At 73.1% G+C, this 17713-nt stretch carries 17 protein-coding genes and 1 tRNA gene; 11 read left to right on the forward strand and 7 right to left on the reverse strand.

The annotated features are described in order from the left end of the window. Positions 1–58 precede the first annotated feature (58 nt). From ispD to Srubr_RS33250, 6 genes are all read left to right on the forward strand, one after another. Entirely contained in the window at positions 59–811 is a 753-nt protein-coding gene (gene ispD, locus Srubr_RS33225) for a 2-C-methyl-D-erythritol 4-phosphate cytidylyltransferase (protein ID WP_189992541.1), read from the forward strand. Then, positions 801–1298 carry a 2-C-methyl-D-erythritol 2,4-cyclodiphosphate synthase gene (gene ispF / locus Srubr_RS33230; protein WP_189992538.1) on the forward strand — a complete coding sequence of 166 codons (498 nt, stop codon included), beginning with the start codon at positions 801–803 and terminating at the stop codon, positions 1296–1298. Before ispD ends, ispF begins: the two co-directional genes overlap by 11 nt. Before the next feature lie 96 nt (positions 1299–1394). Then, positions 1395–1799: a PPOX class F420-dependent oxidoreductase gene (locus Srubr_RS33235; RefSeq protein WP_189992537.1), complete on the forward strand. Its 405-nt coding sequence runs from the start codon at positions 1395–1397 to the stop codon at positions 1797–1799. A gap of 82 nt (positions 1800–1881) precedes the next feature. After that, entirely contained in the window at positions 1882–3285 is a 1404-nt protein-coding gene (gene cysS / locus Srubr_RS33240; RefSeq protein ID WP_189992535.1) for a cysteine--tRNA ligase, read from the forward strand. A gap of 88 nt (positions 3286–3373) precedes the next feature. Further along, the gene (gene rlmB / locus Srubr_RS33245) at positions 3374–4315 is read left to right on the forward strand and encodes a 23S rRNA (guanosine(2251)-2'-O)-methyltransferase RlmB (RefSeq protein WP_189992533.1); all 942 of its coding nucleotides are present in this window, start codon (positions 3374–3376) and stop codon (positions 4313–4315) included. A gap of 149 nt (positions 4316–4464) precedes the next feature. Further along, positions 4465–6156: a DoxX family protein gene (locus tag Srubr_RS33250; protein WP_189992531.1), complete on the forward strand. Its 1692-nt coding sequence runs from the start codon at positions 4465–4467 to the stop codon at positions 6154–6156. Positions 6157–6287: 131 nt separating this feature from the next. On the opposite strand, the gene Srubr_RS33255 is transcribed toward Srubr_RS33250, so the two are convergent. From Srubr_RS33255 to Srubr_RS33265, 3 genes are all read right to left on the reverse strand, one after another. Continuing rightward, positions 6288–7019 (reverse strand): nucleotidyltransferase family protein, encoded by a 732-nt coding sequence (locus Srubr_RS33255; protein ID WP_189992528.1) that lies wholly within the window; start codon positions 7017–7019, stop codon positions 6288–6290. Positions 7020–7145: 126 nt separating this feature from the next. After that, complete coding sequence (locus Srubr_RS33260) at positions 7146–7607, reverse strand: hypothetical protein (RefSeq protein ID WP_189992526.1); 462 nt, start codon at positions 7605–7607, stop codon at positions 7146–7148. Between the two features lie 181 nt (positions 7608–7788). Beyond that, positions 7789–8925, reverse strand: a complete 1137-nt coding sequence (locus Srubr_RS33265; RefSeq protein WP_189992524.1) for an ABC transporter ATP-binding protein — start codon at positions 8923–8925, stop codon at positions 7789–7791. Between the two features lie 207 nt (positions 8926–9132). On the opposite strand from Srubr_RS33265, the gene Srubr_RS33270 reads away from it, so the two are divergent. Beyond that, a tRNA-Thr gene (locus Srubr_RS33270) sits at positions 9133–9206 on the forward strand. Positions 9207–9297: 91 nt separating this feature from the next. Here Srubr_RS33270 and Srubr_RS33275 read toward each other — a convergent pair. Next, complete coding sequence (locus Srubr_RS33275; RefSeq protein WP_229926570.1) at positions 9298–10263, reverse strand: alpha/beta hydrolase family protein; 966 nt, start codon at positions 10261–10263, stop codon at positions 9298–9300. 168 nt (positions 10264–10431) lie between these two features. Between Srubr_RS33275 and Srubr_RS33280 the strand changes: the two genes are divergently transcribed. Then, positions 10432–11028 carry a TetR/AcrR family transcriptional regulator gene (locus tag Srubr_RS33280; RefSeq protein WP_189992520.1) on the forward strand — a complete coding sequence of 199 codons (597 nt, stop codon included), beginning with the start codon at positions 10432–10434 and terminating at the stop codon, positions 11026–11028. 88 nt (positions 11029–11116) lie between these two features. Here Srubr_RS33280 and Srubr_RS33285 read toward each other — a convergent pair whose 3' ends face one another. Next, positions 11117–12028, reverse strand: a complete 912-nt coding sequence (locus tag Srubr_RS33285) for an aminoglycoside phosphotransferase family protein (protein WP_189992518.1) — start codon at positions 12026–12028, stop codon at positions 11117–11119. Between Srubr_RS33285 and Srubr_RS33290 the strand changes: the two genes are divergently transcribed. Both Srubr_RS33290 and Srubr_RS33295 read left to right on the forward strand, forming a co-directional pair. Next, positions 12027–12680, forward strand: coding sequence for a rhomboid-like protein (locus tag Srubr_RS33290; RefSeq protein ID WP_189992516.1), 654 nt, complete (start codon positions 12027–12029; stop codon positions 12678–12680). The genes Srubr_RS33285 and Srubr_RS33290 overlap by 2 nt on opposite strands. A 10-nt stretch (positions 12681–12690) precedes the next feature. Beyond that, positions 12691–14097, forward strand: a complete 1407-nt coding sequence (locus Srubr_RS33295) for an NAD(P)/FAD-dependent oxidoreductase (RefSeq protein ID WP_189992514.1) — start codon at positions 12691–12693, stop codon at positions 14095–14097. 196 nt (positions 14098–14293) lie between these two features. On the opposite strand, the gene Srubr_RS33300 is transcribed toward Srubr_RS33295, so the two are convergent. Further along, positions 14294–15454: an FAD-dependent oxidoreductase gene (locus Srubr_RS33300; RefSeq protein ID WP_189992512.1), complete on the reverse strand. Its 1161-nt coding sequence runs from the start codon at positions 15452–15454 to the stop codon at positions 14294–14296. 122 nt (positions 15455–15576) lie between these two features. On the opposite strand from Srubr_RS33300, the gene Srubr_RS33305 reads away from it, so the two are divergent. Continuing rightward, positions 15577–16269: a pentapeptide repeat-containing protein gene (locus tag Srubr_RS33305; protein ID WP_189992510.1), complete on the forward strand. Its 693-nt coding sequence runs from the start codon at positions 15577–15579 to the stop codon at positions 16267–16269. A gap of 23 nt (positions 16270–16292) precedes the next feature. Here Srubr_RS33305 and Srubr_RS33310 read toward each other — a convergent pair whose 3' ends face one another. After that, positions 16293–17684, reverse strand: a complete 1392-nt coding sequence (locus tag Srubr_RS33310) for a M1 family metallopeptidase (RefSeq protein WP_189992508.1) — start codon at positions 17682–17684, stop codon at positions 16293–16295. Between the last annotated feature and the right edge of the window lie 29 nt (positions 17685–17713).

Below are 17713 nucleotides of genomic sequence, written 5' to 3' on the forward strand. Positions count from 1 at the left end.
TCGGCACTCCTGAAGGCCATACCCACGTAGGTCGAGCACACAAACCTGACAGGAACCGATGTCTGACGAATCGCGCCCCACGCCCGCGCAGACCCCCGTCGCCGCCGTGATTCCCGCCGCCGGCCGGGGCGTGCGCCTCGGTCCGGGCGCCCCCAAGGCGCTGCGCGCGCTGAACGGCACGCCCATGCTCATCCACGCGGTCCGCGCCCTCGCCGCGTCCCGCCATGTCTCCCTCGTGATCGTCGTGGCCCCGCCGGACGGCGCCGCCGAGGTCAAGTCCCTGCTCGACGCGCACGCGCTGCCCGTGAGCACCGACTTCCTCGTCGTCCCCGGCGGCGAGTCCCGGCAGGAGTCGGTCCGGCTCGGCCTGGACGCCCTGCCGCCGCAGTACGGGATCGTGCTGGTCCACGACGCGGCCCGCCCGCTGGTCCCGGTCGAGACGGTCGACGCGGTCGTGGAGGCCGTACGCGACGGGGCCCCCGCCGTGGTGCCCGCGCTGGCGCTGGCCGACACGGTCAAGGAGGTCGAGCCCGCCGCCGCGGCCGGTGACCCGGAGCCGGTCGTCGCCACCCCCGAGCGGTCCCGGTTGCGCGCCGTCCAGACCCCGCAGGGCTTCGACCGGGCGACCCTGGTCCGCGCCCACGAGACCGTCACCGAGAACGTCACCGACGACGCGAGCATGGTCGAGCAGCTGGGGCTCACCGTCGTGGCCGTCCCCGGTCACGAGGAGGCCTTCAAGGTCACCCGCCCGCTGGACCTGGTCCTCGCCGAGGCCGTACTCGCCCGCAGGAGGCTCACCGATGGCTTCTGAGGCACCGCCGCTTCCCCAGGTCGGCATCGGCACCGACATCCACGCCTTCGAGGAGGGCCGCGAACTGTGGTGCGCCGGCCTGAAGTGGGAGGACGAGGGCCCGGGGCTGGCCGGCCACTCCGACGCCGACGTGGTCGCCCACGCCGCCTGCAACGCGCTGTTCTCCGCCGCCGGGCTCGGTGACCTGGGACAGCACTTCGGCACCGGCCGCCCCGAGTGGTCCGGCGCCTCCGGCGTCACGCTGCTCACCGAGGCCGCCCGGATCGTCCGCGCGGCCGGCTTCGCCATCGGCAACGTCGCCGTGCAGGTGATCGGACCCCGCCCGAAGATCGGCAAGCGCCGCGACGAGGCCCAGAAGATCCTCTCCGAGGCGGCCGGCGCCCCGGTGTCGGTCTCCGGCGCCACCACCGACGGCCTGGGCTTCCCCGGACGCGAGGAGGGGCTGATGGCGGTGGCGACGGCCCTGGTGGTGCGCACCGCTCGCTGAGGACGGGAGTCTGGCCAGCCGGGTGCGGATGAGCCGCGGGCGTGCGAGGGTATGCGAAGAGTGATCGAAAGGGATCCCGCTCCTCCGGAGGTTCGCATGTCCGCGGTTCTGTCCGACGATCTCAAGGCTCTGCTGGACGGCCCGGTGTTCGTCATCGTCGGCACCGTCCAGCCCGACGGAAGCCCACAGCTGTCCCCGGTCTGGGTGGCGCGGGACGGTGACGACATCCTCATCTCCACGACGGTCGGCCGCCGCAAGGAGCGGAACCTGCGCCGTGACCCCCGGGTGTCGGTCCTGCTCCAGCCCTTCGACGCGCCCTATACGTACGCCGAGATCCGCGGCACCGCCACGCTGACCACCGAGGGCGGCGCGGAACTCATCGACGAACTGAGCCTGAAGTACACGGGCAAGAAGTACGCGGAGTTCAACCCGGACTCGAAGAACGACGCTCAGCGGGTCGTCGTACGGATCACGCCGAGCAAGGTCGTCGGACGCCTCTGAGGGTCCGGCACCTTCGCCTCTGGGGGCCCGGCACCTTGGAGAAGGGCGTGAGGCACTCTCTCGCGCCCACTACTCTGGAGTGGTGACGATTCGCCTGTACGACACCAGCGCCCGGCAGATCCGTGACTTCACCCCGCTCAAGCCGGGCTGTGTCTCGATCTACCTGTGTGGCGCCACCGTGCAGGCGGCCCCCCACATCGGCCACATCCGCTCGGGCCTCAACTTCGACATCATGCGCCGCTGGTTCGCCTACCGCGGCTACGAGGTGACGTTCATCCGCAACGTCACCGACATCGACGACAAGATCATCACCAAGAGCCACGAGCAGAACCGGCCCTGGTGGTCGATCGGGTACGAGAACGAGCGCGCGTTCAACGAGGGCTACACCGCCCTCGGCTGCCTCCCGCCGACCTACGAGCCCCGCGCCACCGGCCACATCACCGAGATGACCGAGATGATGCGGGGCCTGATCGACCGCGGGCACGCCTACGCGGCCGACGGCAACGTCTACTTCGACGTCCGCTCCTTCCCCCGCTATCTGGAGCTGTCCCGGCAGGAGCTGGACAACCTGCTCCAGCCGTCCGGCGAGGGCGAGACCGGCAAGCGGGACCCGCGCGACTTCGCCCTGTGGAAGGCGGTCAAGCCCGGCGAGCCGAGCTGGCCGACCCCGTGGGGACCGGGCCGCCCCGGCTGGCACCTGGAGTGCTCGGCGATGGCCCACAAGTACCTGGGCAGCGCCTTCGACATCCACGGCGGCGGCCTCGACCTGATCTTCCCGCACCACGAGAACGAGATCGCCCAGGCCAAGGCCTACGGCGACGAGTTCGCCCGGTACTGGGTGCACAACGCCTGGGTCACCATGGCCGGCGACAAGATGTCCAAGTCGCTCGGCAACAGCGTCCTGGTCAGCGAGATGGTCAAGCAGTGGCGCCCGATCGTGCTGCGCTACTACCTGGGCACCCCGCACTACCGCTCGATGATCGAGTACAGCGAGGAGTCCCTGCGTGAGGCCGAGTCCGCGTTCGCGCGGATCGAGGGATTCGTCCAGCGGGTGACCGAGCTGGCCGGCAAGACCGTCGAGCCGGCCGCCGAGGTCCCGCCCGCCTTCGCCGAGGCGATGGACGACGACCTGGGCGTCCCGCAGGCCCTCGCCGTCGTGCACACCACCGTCCGGCAGGGCAACAGCGCCCTCGCCGCCGACGACAAGGACGCCGCCGTCGCCCGGCTCGCCGAGGTGCGGGCCATGCTCGGCGTGCTCGGACTCGACCCGCTCGACGCCCACTGGGCCGGCGAGAGCGGCGACCGGGGCGAGGACCTCCAGGGCGTGGTCGACAGCCTCGTCCGCCTGGTCCTCGACCAGCGCGAGTCCGCCCGTGCCCGCAAGGACTGGGCCACCGCCGACGCCATCCGCGACCAGCTCAAGGAGTCCGGGCTGGTCATCGAGGACAGCCCGCAGGGCCCGCGCTGGAGCCTCGGCGCGCGCTGACCCGCGACTGATCGACTGTGCCGCCCGGCCCTCCGGGCGGCACACTGCATAAGACGTACGTACGACGCCTCACGGAGACAGGTAACTCATGGCCGCGAACAACCGCCGCATGTCCGGCAAGAAGGGCGCGCAGGTCGGCAGCGGCGGCAAGCGGCGCCGGGGCCTGGAGGGGAAGGGCCCGACCCCGCCCGCCGAGATGCGCAAGGGACACGCCAAGCAGCGCGCCGCCGCGGCCAAGGCCCGCCGCGCGCAGGGCCGCACGCCGCAGCGCCGGGGCGCCGGCCGGTCGACCTCCGAACTGGTCGTCGGCCGCAACCCGGTGGTGGAGGCGCTCCGCGAGGGCGTCCCCGCCTCCACGCTCTACGTCCAGCAGTTCATCGACAACGACGAGCGCGTCCGCGAGGCCCTCCAGCTCGCCGCCGAGCGCGGCGGCATCAACCTCATGGAGGCCCCGCGCCCCGAGCTGGACCGCATGACCAACGGCCTCAACCACCAGGGCCTGGTCCTCCAGGTCCCGCCGTACGAGTACGCGCACCCGGAGGACCTGCTCGACGCCGCCGCCGAGGAGGGCGAGGACCCGCTGGTGGTCGCCCTGGACGGGGTCACCGACCCGCGCAACCTCGGTGCCGTCGTCCGCTCGGTCTCCGCCTTCGGCGGCCACGGCGTGGTCGTCCCCGAGCGCCGCTCGGCCGGCATGACCGCGGGCGCCTGGAAGACCTCCGCCGGTACGGCGGCCCGGACGCCGGTCGCCCGTGCCACCAACCTCACCCGGACCCTGGAGGCCTACAAGAAGGCCGGTCTCACGGTGGTCGGCCTGGCGGCGGACGGCGAGGTCGAACTCGGCGACCTGGAGGCCCTCGCCGGCCCGGTGGCCATCGTGGTCGGCAGCGAGGGCAAGGGCCTGTCCCGCCTGGTCGGCGAGACCTGCGACTTCCGGGTGCGCATCCCGATGCCGGGCGGCGCGGAGTCGCTCAACGCGGGCGTGGCGGCCGGGATCGTGCTCTACGAGGCCGCGCGCAGGCGGAGCTGACCCACGGCCCGGGCGGGCTGAACACCCGTCCAGGGCCTCACCCTCGCGGGGTGATTCGGGTGGCCGTACGGCGTTGGGCGCGGCTTTGACGGGGTCCGGACACATCCGGGCGGTCAAAGCAGTGTCCTAACACCACGTCACTCGGTTAGATGAGTGTGGACACCAGAACACCCCGCACACCCACGGGGGACCGCTCGTCGGGCTTCGACGACGCTCCCGCGCTGAGCATGGTGAAGGTGCCGAGCGATCCGGCGCAGGTCATCGTCAATCACGCCAGCTTCCGCGTGCAGTTGGGCGCGTCGGCGAAGGGCACCCAGTCCCCCCGGATCACCCGGCATCTGCACGCCACCGGCCAGGAGACCGCCCGCAAGCCGGTCCTGGGCACGGCGGGCCGGGCGGCCGACGCCGCCGGCCGCCGCCGCCCCGTCGTCTGGAGCGGCCGGTCGGCCCCCGACGACACCGGCGCCCACCGGCTGCTCCAGGCCGTGCGGGGCAGCAGCGTCCGCCACGCCGACGAGCCCGAGGCCGGCGCCACCCAGGTCATCCCGCGCGTCCAGACCGGCTACGCCGACACCTACGCCGAACTCGACCAGACCGTCGAGACCCCGGTCGTGGGCCACCAGCGCACCGCTCCCGACGACGCCGGCGCCACCCGTCTGCTGCCGCACATGCGCACGGTCACCGGCGCCTACGACCCGCCGGACGACCCCGGTGCCGACACCGGGCCGTACGGGACGTACCCGGCGGACCCCGGCTACGACGAGGACGCGGACGATCCGCGCCGCTCCCGCCGCCAGGGCGACGACCCGTCCCGGCACGCCTACTACCCCGGCCGCCGGATGAACCTGGGCGTGGTCCTGCTCCCGCTGCGGATCTTCCTGGGCTTCATCTCCATCTACGCCGGCATGGGCAAGCTGTGCGACCCCGTCTACTTCGACGGCGGCGAGCGCGGCTCCATGGTGAAGTGGCTCAACACCCTGCACCCGTGGGACGTGGCCGAGCCGCTGCGCCAGTTCGCCCTCCAGCACCCGGTCGGCTCCGGCCTGGTCATCGCCTTCCTCCAGGTCGTCGTCGGCGTCCTGACCATCCTGGGCTGCTGGCAGCGCGTGGCCGCGGTCGTCGGCGCGCTGCTCTCGGCCGCCCTGATCGTCACGGTGAGCTGGAAGACGGTCCCGGCCTACGACGCCCCGGACATCATCTACCTGGCCGCCTGGTCCCCGCTGATCATCGCCGGTGCCCCGGTGTACTCCGTGGACGGCAGGCTCGCGGGCAGCGCCTGGCGGCGGCTCGGGCCGCGCTCCGACATCTGGGAGCTGCGCCGCTACGTGCTGCGCCGGGGTGCGCTGATCACGGCCGTCACCGTCGGCCTGACCCTGCTGATCGGCTCCCTGCTGGGCGGCGCGGTCCGCGACTCCGGGCGCGTGGTCGTCCCCGGCCCCGGCGAGGCCCCCCGCAACCACCTGCCCGGCTCCCCGCTCCCGCAGGAGCCCGGCAAGCGGCACAAGGAGACGGCGACGCCCTCCGCCGCGCCGACGGAGGGCGCCACGGCCGGCACGAGCCCGTCCGGAGCGGCGACCCCGCCCGGCACCAGCCGCGCCCCCGTAGACGCGACCACCGCGGCCCCGACCCAGACCACCGGCACCACGGGCCAGGTCCCGCCCCGCCGGTCCGTGCCGACGGGCGGCGTCCCCAGCACCACGGCGGGCCCGACCGGCACGGGCGGTACGACCGGCACCGGCGGCACGGCGTCGACCGGCGGCGGCACCACCGGCAGCACGTCGGACGGCGGCGGCAGCACGGCCACCGGCCAGCCGGGCCTGGTGGGCGGCCTGCTGGGCTGACGAAGACGGCGAAGGGGCCCTGTACCGGGGAGGTACAGGGCCCCTTCGCCGTACGGGTCACCTGTTTCGCCGTACGAGGGTTTACAGGTTTCGCCTCGTACGAGGGTCTACAGGTCGGTCGTACGGGGTCTTTACCGGCTCAGGGCCGCCAGTTCCTTGGCCGCCTCGGTCAGGTCCTTCGCCGTGTCGATGGCCCGCCAGTACGCCCCCTGCGGGATGGGGAACCCGGCCAGCTTGTGTTCCCGGGCCAGGCGGGGGAAGGTCGTGCGCTCGTGATCCCCGCGCTCCGGCAGCAGCGCGGCGAACTCGGGGGAGAACACGTACACGCCCGCGTTGATCTCGAACGTGGACGGCGGTGCCTCGATGAAGTCGGTGATGTGCCCGAACCCGTCGGTCTGCACCGCGCCCCAGGGAATGCGCGGCCGGGCCAGCGCGAGGGTGGCGACGGCGTCCCGCTCGGTGTGGAAGTCGGCCATGTCCCGCAGCGAGAACCGGGTCCAGATGTCACCGTTGGTGGCGTACCAGGGCCGGTCGGGGTGGGGCAGGTGCGCGGCGGCGTAGCGCAGGCCGCCGCCGCGGCCGAGGGGCTCGCTCTCCACGACGGTGGTGACAGAGACGGGCAGGTCGGCCGACTCCAGCCACTTCTGCAGGACGTCGGCGAGGTGGCCGCACGAGACGACCACGTCCGTGACACCCTCCTCGGCGAGCCAGGTGAGCTGGTGGCCGATGATCGGCGTGCCGGTGCCGGGGATCTCGACCATCGGCTTGGGCCGGTCGTCGGTGTACGGACGCAGCCGCGAGCCCTGGCCACCGGCCAGGACCACGGCTTGAGTGGGGCGCGACGCGGCGCTCGGATGGGTCATGACCGCACTGTACGTGGCGCCCCGGCGCGGTGTGACGGCGGCAACGGCTCGCGCGGAGCCGCCGCCGGCCGATCGCGTCGGTGGGGTGGGTCTGGTCGTGCGCGCGGGTACGCGCGGTGGCCCGCGTCAGCTGTGTGCTGCCAGGACGCCCGTGGCGAAGGACGTGTCGCACACGGGGCGGGCGTAGGACTGGGCGCGCGAGGCGCCGTAGATGCGCACGGCGGCCGTGCCGAGGGCGCGGGCGATGGAGGAGCAGTGCCGGGCGAGCGAGGGGCGTCCGTTGACGGCCCGCTGGAGGTGGGTGAGCACCGCGCCGGGGTCCTTGTGCTGGAGTTCGCTCATGAGCTGCTCGCGGAGCACGTCCTCGGGCGCGCGGGCGGCCGTCCGGGCGGGAACCGCCGCCGACGTCACGTCGGAGGCGGCCAGCACCGAGTCGGTGGGGCTGCCCGTCCAGTTGACCCGGGTGACCGCGAGGGTCCCGGAGAGCACCATGAAGACGGGCAGGACGAGGGCGAGAGTGCGGCCGATCCGGCGGGCAGGGCCGCCCCGGTGGCCGCGTCGCGTCTGTGGGGTGGTGGAGTGCTTCACGCGTGTGAGGGTAGCGCCCGGTAATGACGAGGAGACACTGCGTCACCCCTTTGGGGGATGAGAAGGCGGGGATTTCCGGGTAACGGGTTGACGATCCACCCGTCGGAGACCGCCGGGGGCGCCCCACGGGAAGAGCCCCGCACGCTCTCGGCGTGCGGGGCTCTCCCGGTGCTCTGGGCCGTCAGTCGGACAGCCGCTCGCCGGTGGACGTGGAGAACACGTGGATCTCGCCCGGCCGCGGCACGACGTGCAGCGTGGAGCCCTTGTCCGGGATCTGCCGGCCGTTGACGCGGACGACCAGGTCCTTGACCTCGCCGCCGACCTCCGCGGAGCCGTACACATAGCCGTCGGCGCCGAGCTCCTCGACGACGTTGACCGACACGGCGAGGCCGGCCGGGGCGTCGGCGGTGTCCTTCGACAGGGACGCGGCGGCGCCGCCGTTCAGCTCGACCACGTCGAAGTGCTCGGGACGGACGCCGACGGTGACCGTGCGGTCGCCCTTGTCGGCGGCGGCCGTCAGGGCCTCCCGGTTGACCGGGACGACGCTGTTGCCGAACTTCACGCCGCCGTCGGTGATCGGGACCTCGACCAGGTTCATGGCGGGGGAGCCGATGAAGCCGGCGACGAAGAGGTTCGCGGGCTTGTCGTACATGTTCCGCGGCGAGTCGACCTGCTGGAGCAGACCGTCCTTGAGGACCGCCACCCGGTCGCCCATCGTCATGGCCTCGACCTGGTCGTGGGTGACGTAGACGGTGGTGATGCCGAGCCGGCGCTGGAGCGAGGCGATCTGCGTACGGGTGGAGACGCGCAGCTTGGCGTCCAGGTTGGACAGCGGCTCGTCCATGAGGAAGACCTGGGGTTCGCGCACGATCGCGCGGCCCATGGCGACACGCTGGCGCTGACCGCCGGAGAGCGCCTTCGGCTTGCGGTCCAGGTACTGGGTCAGGTCGAGGATCTTCGCGGCCTCCTCGACCTTCTGCCGGATCTCCGCCTTCGGCACGCCGGCGATCTTGAGCGCGAAGCCCATGTTGTCGGCGACCGTCATGTGCGGGTAGAGGGCGTAGTTCTGGAACACCATGGCGATGTCCCGGTCCTTGGGCGGCAGGTGCGTGACGTCGCGGTCGCCGATGCGGATGGCGCCGCCGTTGACGTCCTCCAGGCCCGCGAGCATCCGCAGGGAGGTGGACTTGCCGCAACCGGACGGGCCGACCAGGACGAGGAACTCGCCGTCCTCGATCGCGATCTCGAGCGCGTCGACGGCGGGTTTGTCGGCACCCGGGTAGATCCGGGTCGCCTTGTCGAACGTGACTGTGGCCATGGTGAATGGGCCCCCTTCTACCGGCAGGAACGTGCCGGACGATCCGTTGTAGGAAGGTGGTTGGCGTAGTCCACCGGGGTGAACTGGACCGAGACGCTACCTGGCGATCACCGGCCGTGTCAGTACCCCGGCCCCGGTGAACTTCGCGGAAATTTTCGACAGGCCCACCGTCAGACCTGGGTACACTGCACGAGCACCCAGGTGCGCGCCTCCTTAGCTCAGCTGGTCAGAGCGCCGCTCTTGTAAAGCGAAGGTCGTCGGTTCGAATCCGACAGGGGGCTCTTCGTACACCCTCTCACCTGAGGTTTCTCCCTCGGAGAGGCGGTTCACCCGGCCTCGGACTCCTTGTCCGGGGCCGTTTCGCGTGGCGGCCTACTTGGACTCGACGCGTCCTACCGGGTCGGGCCCGGTGGTCAGTGCCTCGCACGCGGTCGGCCACGCGGCGGTGCCGGGGTGGAGCCGGGTGCTGAGGTAGGCCGCGGTGAGCCGGGCGAGGGCGGCGACGCGCCCGGGGTTCTCGTCCGTGGTCTCGGCGGCGTCGTATCCGGCGATCCCGCCGAGTCCGTGTTCCGCGTCGAACAGGGTGAGCAGGGTCTTGGGGCCGGGGGCGAGGGTGTAGGGGTCGGCGTGCCAGTCCGGCCCCATGTCCGTGAAGTGCCGGGAATCGTCCTTGTCGCCGGCGACGACCAGCGTGGGCGCGGTCATGGTGGAGAAGTCGACGGCCCCGATGATCGGCCACTGCTCGGCCATCGGTCCGTTGAGGACTTCGCCGCCTCTGCCGGGCGCGGCGAGCAGGACGCCTGCCTTGATCCGGGGCTCGACGAGGTGCACCAGGCTGCCGGTGCCGGGGTCGTTGAGCCCGGCGCCCAGCAGGAGGGCTGCGGTGAAGCCGCCGAGCGAGTGTCCGGCGACGGCGACCTTGGCGGGGTCGATCCGTCCCGCGAGCTGGGGCACGGTGCGCTCTATGACGTCGAGCCGGTCGAGGATGTGGGTCATGTCCTCGGCGCGGGAGCGCCAGAAGTCGGGTGCGCCGGGTGCGTCGGCGACCAGGTGGCTCAGTGTCCGGGAGGTGAGGTGGGTCGGCTGGATGACGACGAATCCGTGCGCGGCCCAGAAGTTGGCGAGCGGGGCGTAGCCGTTGAGGGAGGAGAGGTTGTTCGAGGGGCCGTGTCCGTGGGAGAGGAGGATGACGGGGAGGCCGGTTCCGGTCGCGGGTGCGGAGACCCGCACTTCGAGGTCCACGGGACGTCCGGGCACGGGGAGGACTACGGGGCTGAAGGACAGGACCGGGACGGGCGCGCCCAAGGCGTCGGGGCTGGTGGCGGTGGCCGTGCTCACGATGTGGGTTCCCTTTCGGTGGCGCATGCCGCCCGCCGGTCTCGTCCGACCGGCGGCGGGCATGGCGGACAGGAGCGTCCCGTTTCGGCTAACCTGAAACGGAACACTGCTCCATTTAGTATTCGGAGCGTTGCTCCGCTTTGTCAATCGATAGGGAAGGACCACGTGATGGCCACCGAGAGCCCGGCAGGGGACTCGCCGTCCCGGGGCAAGCGGGCCGACGCCCGGCGCAACCGGCAGACGGTGCTCGCCGCCGCCGCCGAGGTGTTCGTCACCTCCGGCGTCGACGCGCCGATCCGCCGGATCGCGGCACGGGCGGGCGTCGGGATGGCCACGATCTACCGCCACTTCCCGACCCGGGCGGACCTCGTCACAGCCGTCTACCACCACCAGATCGAGGCGTGCGCCGAGGCCGGCCCGGACCTGCTGGCCAGTGCCGGCTCACCGCTCGAAGCACTGCGCCAGTGGATCGACCTCTTCGTCGACTTCCTGGTCACCAAGCACGGACTCGCCGACGCCCTGCAGTCCGACAACGACCGCTTCGCCGCGCTGCACGCCTACTTCCTCGACCGCCTGCTGCCCGTCTGCGCCCAACTGCTCGACGCCGCGGTCGAGTCCGGCGAGATCCGGCCCGGCACGCAGCCGTACGAGCTGATGCGCGGCATCGGCAACCTCTGCGTCGGACGCGACGACGACCCCCGCTACGACCCCCGGCGCCTGATCGCCCTCCTCCTCCAGGGACTTGAGCGGCCTCATGCGTCCTGATGCGCGGGGCAGCGCCTGTCCGAGGTGTCCGGGCCACCGCCGGGAGCTCCGGCACGCCCGGGCGGGACGCACTCCCGTCCGGGCCTTCTCAGGCCAGCAGGCGGGCGATCTCCAGCTGGTGGGGCTCGATGGGGCGGGCGTCCTCCACGTCCCACAGGGCGTTCTGCAGCAGCCGGCCGTAGGTCCAGGCGCGGGCCCGGTCCCGGTCCAGGCCGAGGACGTCGGTCATCGCGTCGAAGCGCCAGCGGACCTCGGCCGCGTCGAACCGGTTGTGCAGGGCGGGCCACAGCTCGAAGCCGGGGTCGCCGGCCAGCGGCTTGGGGTCGATGGCGAGCCAGTCGGCGCGCTCGGCCGCCAGCACGTTCTCGTCGTGCAGGTCCCAGTGCAGCAGCCGGCCGCCGGGCTCGTCGGCGACCTCGCGGACGGCGGCGGCGCAGTCGGCGACGAGCCGGCGGGCCTCGGGGTCGGGGATGCGGGCCAGCGCCCAGGGGGTGCGCTCCAGCATGCGCACGGTGATGTCGCCGAGGCGGCGCAGGCCGGGCGGGGCCGGGAAGGACGTCAGACGGTCCAGCAGCCGGGCGATGACCAGGACCGCTTCGCGGGTGTCGGCGAGGTGCGCCAGCATCCGGTTCTCGTCCAGGCGCTCCAGGAGCATGGTGCCGGTGGCCGGGTCGTGGTCGAGGAGCCGTACGGCCCCGTCGCCGTCCCAGGCGCGCAGCGCGACCGGCTCGCCCTCGCTCTCCTCGTCGAGCAGCTGGAGCTTGAGGACCGCGCGGACGCCGTCGGCGCGGACCACCGGCAGCACCAGGGCGCTGACGCCGTTCATCGAGGGCCCGTCGAGCCGGAGCCCCCAGCGGTCCAGGAACTGTGCCGCGAGGTCCGGCAGCGCGGCGATGAACGCCTTGCCCGCCGCCCCGTTGTACATCTCCTGTGCCTCGGCCAGTTCCCCGGGGATGTCGATCACGACCCGGACGATACCGGCGTGCGTCAATCGGCTCATGCGAATTAACCGGGGCCTGAGCGGGGTGCGGGCGTACCTCCGTGGTGCTCCCGGCACCCACGTGTGGCTGGCGGTCCTGTTCGTCACGACCGTCGCGCTGCACTCCATGCCGCCCGAGTTCGAGGAGAACTTCCTGCGGCACCGGTCGACGAACCTGCACGAGCTGTCGCGCGACCCCGTGCGGGTGCTGGTGGCCAGCGCGATGTGGATCGAGAGCGGGCACTGGCTGCCGTACGCCTTCCTGTACACGGTGTTCCACGCGCCGGCCGAGCGCTGGCTGGGCACGGCCCGCTGGCTGGCGGTGTGCGCGCTGGCCCATGTGCCGGCGTCGCTGGCGAGCGAGGCGCTGCTGCTGGCGGCGATCCGCACGGGCCGGGCCCCGCTCTCGGCCGTCGACACCTTGGACATCGGGGTGAGTTACGCGCTGGCCGGGGTGATCGCGGTGCTCGGCTACCGGATCGCGGCACCCTGGCGGTACGGGTATCTGGCCGCCGTGCTCGCCGTGTTCACGCTGCCGCTGGCCGCCGGACCGACCGTCACGGACGTCGGCCACCTCCTCGCGGCGCTGTCCGGTCTGGCCTGCTATCCGCTGGTCAGGGGGCGGGGAAAAGCATGGAATCCGAAGGAGACACCGGCCGGGCTCAGGGGTTAACGTCCCGGCCATGAACAGCTCGGCAAGCAGTGCCGTCAACGGCGGCGTCTCCTTCTGGTACGCGGACGACGGGCTTCCGGCGGTGCGCGAGCCGCTGACCGGGGACGCGTCCGCGGACGTCGTCATCGTCGGCGGCGGCTACACCGGCCTGTGGACGGCGTACTACCTGAAGAAGGCGGCGCCCTTCCTGCGGATCACCGTGCTGGAGCAGAAGTTCTGCGGGTACGGGGCCTCCGGCCGCAACGGCGGCTGGCTGTACAACGGCATCGCGGGCCGGGACCGGTACGCCCGGCTGCACGGCCACGAGGCCGCCGTCCGGTTGCAGAAGGCGATGAACGACACGGTCGCCGAGGTGGTCGCGGTCGCCCGCGCGGAGGGCATCGACGCCGACATCCATCACGGCGGTGTCCTGGAAGTGGCCACCACCCCGGCGCAGTTGGCGCGGCTGAAGGCGTTCCACGCGCACGAACTGTCCTACGGCGAGACGGACCGGGAGCTGTACGGCGCCCGGGAGACCGCCGAGCGCATCCGGGTCGCGGACGCGGTCGGCTCCACCTGGACCCCGCACGGCGCCCGGCTGCACCCGGTGAAGCTGGTGAAGGGGCTCGCGGCGGCCGTGGAGGCGCTCGGGGTGACCATCCACGAGTCGACGCCGGTGACGGAGATCCGCCCGAAGCACGCGGTCACCCCCTACGGCACGGTCCGCGCGCCCTACGTCCTGCGCTGCACCGAGGGTTTCACCGCCGCCCTCAAGGGCCAGCGGCGGACCTGGCTGCCGATGAACTCCTCGATGATCGCGACCGAGCCGCTGACCGAGGAGCAGTGGGCGGCGATCGGCTGGGCGGGCCGCGAGACCCTCGGCGACATGGCGCACGCCTACATGTACGCGCAGCGCACCGCCGACGGCCGGATCGCGCTCGGCGGGCGCGGGGTGCCGTACCGCTTCGGCTCGCGCACCGACAACGACGGCCGCACGCAGGAGGCGACCGTCGCGGCGCTGCGCGAGATCCTGACCCGCTTCTTCCCGTCCCTGGCGGGCGTGCGGATCGAGCACGCCTGGTCGGGGGTGCTCGGCGTGCCGCGCGACTGGTGCGCCACCGTGACGCTGGACCGCTCGACCGGGCTCGGCTGGGCGGGCGGCTACGTCGGTTCCGGCGTGGCCACCGCCAACCTGGCCGCCCGCACCCTGCGCGACCTGGTCCGGCAGGACTCCGGGCAGGGCGGGCGGACCGAGCTGACGGAGCTGCCCTGGGTGGGCCACCGGGTCCGCAAGTGGGAGCCGGAACCGTTCCGCTGGCTGGGCGTGCAGGGCATGTACGCCACCTACCGCGCGGCCGACCGGCGCGAACGCCGTTACCCGGACACCCGGTCCTCGCGGCTGGCCCGCCTGGCGGACCGGGTGGCGGGCCGCCACTGACCCGGGTCGGTGACCGGGCCGCCATCGTCCTGGCCGGTGACCGGGCCGCCGGCGGACCGCCGGGGTGCGGCGCGAACGACGGCGACGAGGCCGGTGACGGTCCTCGCGTCCGGCGGCTCCTGGCGGCTTCGGCCCGGTGGCTCCTGCCCGGGGCTTCGGCCCGGTGGCTCCTGCCCGGCGGCTTCGGCCCGGTGGGTCAGGCCCGCATACGGCTGAGGGCGGGGCGGCCCAGGATCAGTGACACGGCGGTGACCGCGCTGGTGAAGGACACCTCCGCGAGCACGCCCGGGGCCGCCACCTGGTCGCCCACGAGGTACACCCCGTCGCCGCGGTCCACGGCCGGCCGGTCCCGCCAGCTGCGGCCCGGCAGGTCCACGGCCCCGGTACGGCCGTCCGCCACGGCCTCCCGCCGCCAGGTCAACCGCTCCCGCCAGCCCGGGAACCCCAGGTCGAGCAGGTGCTCGGCGCGGGCCACACCGTCGGCCCGCGACTCGCCCGGCCCGACCGGGAACTGACCCTGGACCAGCTGCTCCCCGGCCGGGGCGAGGGACGGGTCCTGCGCGGTGAACCGCTCGATCCAGCCCGGCGCGTCCAGGTCGGAGACGGCGAAGGCGTCCCCGCGCCGGGTGCGTACGGCGAGGTCGACGAGGACGGTACGGCCGCCCGGCCAGGTCAGCGAGTCGTCGCGGAGCAGTCGCCGGGCGGCGGGCAGGGCGGTGGCGACGACGACCGGAGTGTGCTCGGGCAGGGTGTCCACACGGGCCCCCGTCTCGATCCGCACGCCCATGTTCCACGCCCGCGCGGCCATCCGGTCGATCAACACGCCCCAGCCGCCGCGCGGATAGTGCGCCTCCGGCGGCAGTTTGGCGGCCCGGCGCAGCCGCTCCTGGACGAAGGCGGCGGACAGGCTGCCCGGGGCGTGGTGGAAGAGGGCCACGGCCGCGTAATGGGCCGCCGCGCGGGCGCCCTCCTCACCGGCGATCCCGGTCGCCCAGCTCAGGAAGTCGGTGTCGACGGGGGCCGGGCCGAGCCGGGGCCGCAGGAGCTTGAGCATGGCGAAGGGCGGGGTGCGGCGCAGCACGCCGTGGTGGCGCAGCCGCAGCCGGGCGGCCTCCAGGGGCGGCAGCGGGGCGAGCGGGCCGAGCAGGTCCCGCTGCCGCAGCCAGGTCCAGTGCGGGCCGCCGGAGTAGACCGCGTGCGGCCCCTCGTTGGTGCGGTACGGCCCGGGTGCCGTCCGGGCCCGCCCGCCCAGGGTGCGGTGGGCCTCGTACACGGTGACCTTGGCCCCGGCCTCGGCGGCGGTGATCGCGGCGGTGAGCCCGGCGAAGCCGCCGCCGATGACGGTGATGTGGCGCATGGAGTCTCCTGAGGTCGGTCCGTCTCCTCCGGGGATACGACGTCCGGTGCCCCGCCGTGTGTGACATCCCGGAGATTTCGCAGGTCAGGCCGATTGTCAGTGGCGGGGTGCAGCATGGGGGCATGGTGAGGCGAGCGACGGAGGGCCGGCCCGGGGGCCGGACGGCGGTGCGGGGCGCGCGGCGGCCGGAGCTGCGGTTGCCGGCCCTGGCCCCCTTTGACGGCGGCGTACTGGAGCCGGACGGGGACTACGACGGGCTGAAGTTCCGGGACCTGGACCTGGCCGGGCAGGACGCGCGGGGCGCCCGGTTCATGGACTGCGCGCTGACGGGCTGCGCGCTGGACGAGACGGCGCTGGGCAGAGCCCGGGTGCTGGACTCGGTCCTGACCGGCCTGCGCGGGGTCGGCACCGGGCTCGCGGAGGCCACGTTCCGCGACGTGGAGCTGGTCGACGCGCGGCTGGGCGGCACCCAGATGCACGGGGCGGTGCTGGAGCGGGTCGTGGTCCGGGGCGGGAAGATCGACTTCCTGAATCTGCGCGAGGCCCGGCTGAAGGATGTGGTGTTCGAGTCCTGCGTGCTGGTCGAGCCGGACTTCGCGGGGGCGCGGCTGGAGCGGGTGGAGTTCACCGACTGCGCCCTGAAGGGGGCCGACTTCGGCAACGCGACGCTGGCGGACGTCGATCTGCGCGGCGCCGCGCCGCTGGAGATCGCCCGGGGCCTGGACCGCCTGTCCGGTGCGGTGATCGGCACGGGCCAACTGCTGGACCTGGCCCCGCTGCTGGCGGCGGAGCTGGGCATACGGGTGACGGACTGAGGCACGGCGGCCGTGGCGGGGCCTCAGGCGTGGGCGGGCTTGCCGTCCCCGTACAGCCAGTCCTTCCAGAGGGTGCGGAAGTCCTTCCCCGGGGCCTTCTTCTCCACGTAACGGACGAAGTCGGCGGTGTCGGCGGTGCCGTGGCGGTGGGCGGCGGCCCAGCCCTGGACGATGTCGTAGAAGGCGTCGTCGCCGACGGCCTGGCGGATCTTGTGCACGACCATCGCGCCGCGCTGGTAGACGGGGGCGTCGGAGATGTGCGCGGCGCTCGTGGGCCTGGCCGGCGGGAAGGCCCAGATGTCGTCGGGGCCGTCCTCGTAGAGGCTGGTGAAGGTCTCCTGGGCGGTGGGTCCGTCGTGGTCCTCGTCGTAGAGCCACTCCGCGTAGGTCGCGAAGCCCTCGTTGAGCCACATGTCCCGCCAGGACGCGGGACCGACCGAGTCGCCGTACCACTGGTGGGCGAGTTCGTGCACCAGCGTGGAGACGTCGGGCGGGCCGGGGAAGACGGGGCGGGTCTGGGTCTCCAGGGGGTAACCGGCATCACGCGGGCCGGCCACGATCGCGCCGGCGGAGGAGAAGGGGTACGGGCCGAAGTTGTACTCCGCCCAGTCCAGGATCTCCGGGATCTTCGCGAGCACGTCGGCGCTCGCCGCGGCCTGGCCGGGGCCGACGGCGGTGACGACCGGCAGGCCGTGCGGGCCGGTGGTGCGGGTGATGTCGTAGCGGCCGATGGCGACGGTGGCGAGGTAGCTCGCCATGGGCTGGGCCGACTGCCAGCGGTAGGTCGTACGGCCGCCCTTCGTGGTCTGGTCCGTCTGCTCGCCGTTCGAGACGGCCTTCAGGCCCTGGGGGACGGTGACCGCGATGTCGTAGGTCGCCTTGTCGGAAGGGTGGTGGTTGGCGGGGAACCAGGCCATCGAGCCGACGGGTTCGCCGAGGGCGAGGGCGCCGTCGGCGGTGGGGAGCCAGCCCTCCTTCGAGCCGTCGGGGTCGGTGAGGGTGCGCGGGGTGCCCGAGTAGCGGACGGTCGTGCGGAAGGTCTCGCCCTCGCTGAGGTCGGTGTGCGGGCGGACGGTGAGTTCCTGCCCGGTGTGGTTCCAGCGGGCCTTCTCGCCCTCCACGCGGACCGAGTCGACGTGCAGTCCGGCGAGGTCGAGATCGAACGCGGACAGGTCCCGGGTGGCCCGTGCGGTGATGACCGCGGTGCCGGTGAGCCGGCGGGTGGCCGGGGTGTAGTCCAGGGCGAGGCTGTAGTGCCCGATGTCGTAGCCGCCGTTGCCGGCCTTCGGGAAGTACGGGTCGCCCACGCCGGAGCCGCCTGGGGCACCCCGGACACCGGCGTCGCACGCGGTGCCGGTCAGGGCGAGGGCCAGCAGCGCCGCGACGGCCGGGACAAGGCGTACCGATCTGGACATGTCAGTGATCTTAGGCGGGCGGGGGGCGC

Source organism: Streptomyces rubradiris, from assembly GCF_016860525.1.
Lineage (GTDB): Bacteria > Actinomycetota > Actinomycetes > Streptomycetales > Streptomycetaceae > Streptomyces > Streptomyces rubradiris.

Coding starts and splice junctions, on each gene's coding strand:
- ispD (WP_189992541.1), top strand. CDS start 59: ATGTCTGACGAATCGCGCCCCACGCCCGCGCAGACCCCCGTCGCCGCC.
- ispF (WP_189992538.1), top strand. CDS start 801: ATGGCTTCTGAGGCACCGCCGCTTCCCCAGGTCGGCATCGGCACCGAC.
- Srubr_RS33235 (WP_189992537.1), top strand. CDS start 1,395: ATGTCCGCGGTTCTGTCCGACGATCTCAAGGCTCTGCTGGACGGCCCG.
- rlmB (WP_189992533.1), top strand. CDS start 3,374: ATGGCCGCGAACAACCGCCGCATGTCCGGCAAGAAGGGCGCGCAGGTC.
- Srubr_RS33250 (WP_189992531.1), top strand. CDS start 4,465: ATGAGTGTGGACACCAGAACACCCCGCACACCCACGGGGGACCGCTCG.
- Srubr_RS33255 (WP_189992528.1), bottom strand. CDS start 7,019: ATGACCCATCCGAGCGCCGCGTCGCGCCCCACTCAAGCCGTGGTCCTG.
- Srubr_RS33265 (WP_189992524.1), bottom strand. CDS start 8,925: ATGGCCACAGTCACGTTCGACAAGGCGACCCGGATCTACCCGGGTGCC.
- Srubr_RS33280 (WP_189992520.1), top strand. CDS start 10,432: ATGGCCACCGAGAGCCCGGCAGGGGACTCGCCGTCCCGGGGCAAGCGG.
- Srubr_RS33290 (WP_189992516.1), top strand. CDS start 12,027: ATGCGAATTAACCGGGGCCTGAGCGGGGTGCGGGCGTACCTCCGTGGT.
- Srubr_RS33285 (WP_189992518.1), bottom strand. CDS start 12,028: ATGAGCCGATTGACGCACGCCGGTATCGTCCGGGTCGTGATCGACATC.
- Srubr_RS33295 (WP_189992514.1), top strand. CDS start 12,691: ATGAACAGCTCGGCAAGCAGTGCCGTCAACGGCGGCGTCTCCTTCTGG.
- Srubr_RS33300 (WP_189992512.1), bottom strand. CDS start 15,454: ATGCGCCACATCACCGTCATCGGCGGCGGCTTCGCCGGGCTCACCGCC.
- Srubr_RS33305 (WP_189992510.1), top strand. CDS start 15,577: ATGGTGAGGCGAGCGACGGAGGGCCGGCCCGGGGGCCGGACGGCGGTG.
- Srubr_RS33310 (WP_189992508.1), bottom strand. CDS start 17,684: ATGTCCAGATCGGTACGCCTTGTCCCGGCCGTCGCGGCGCTGCTGGCC.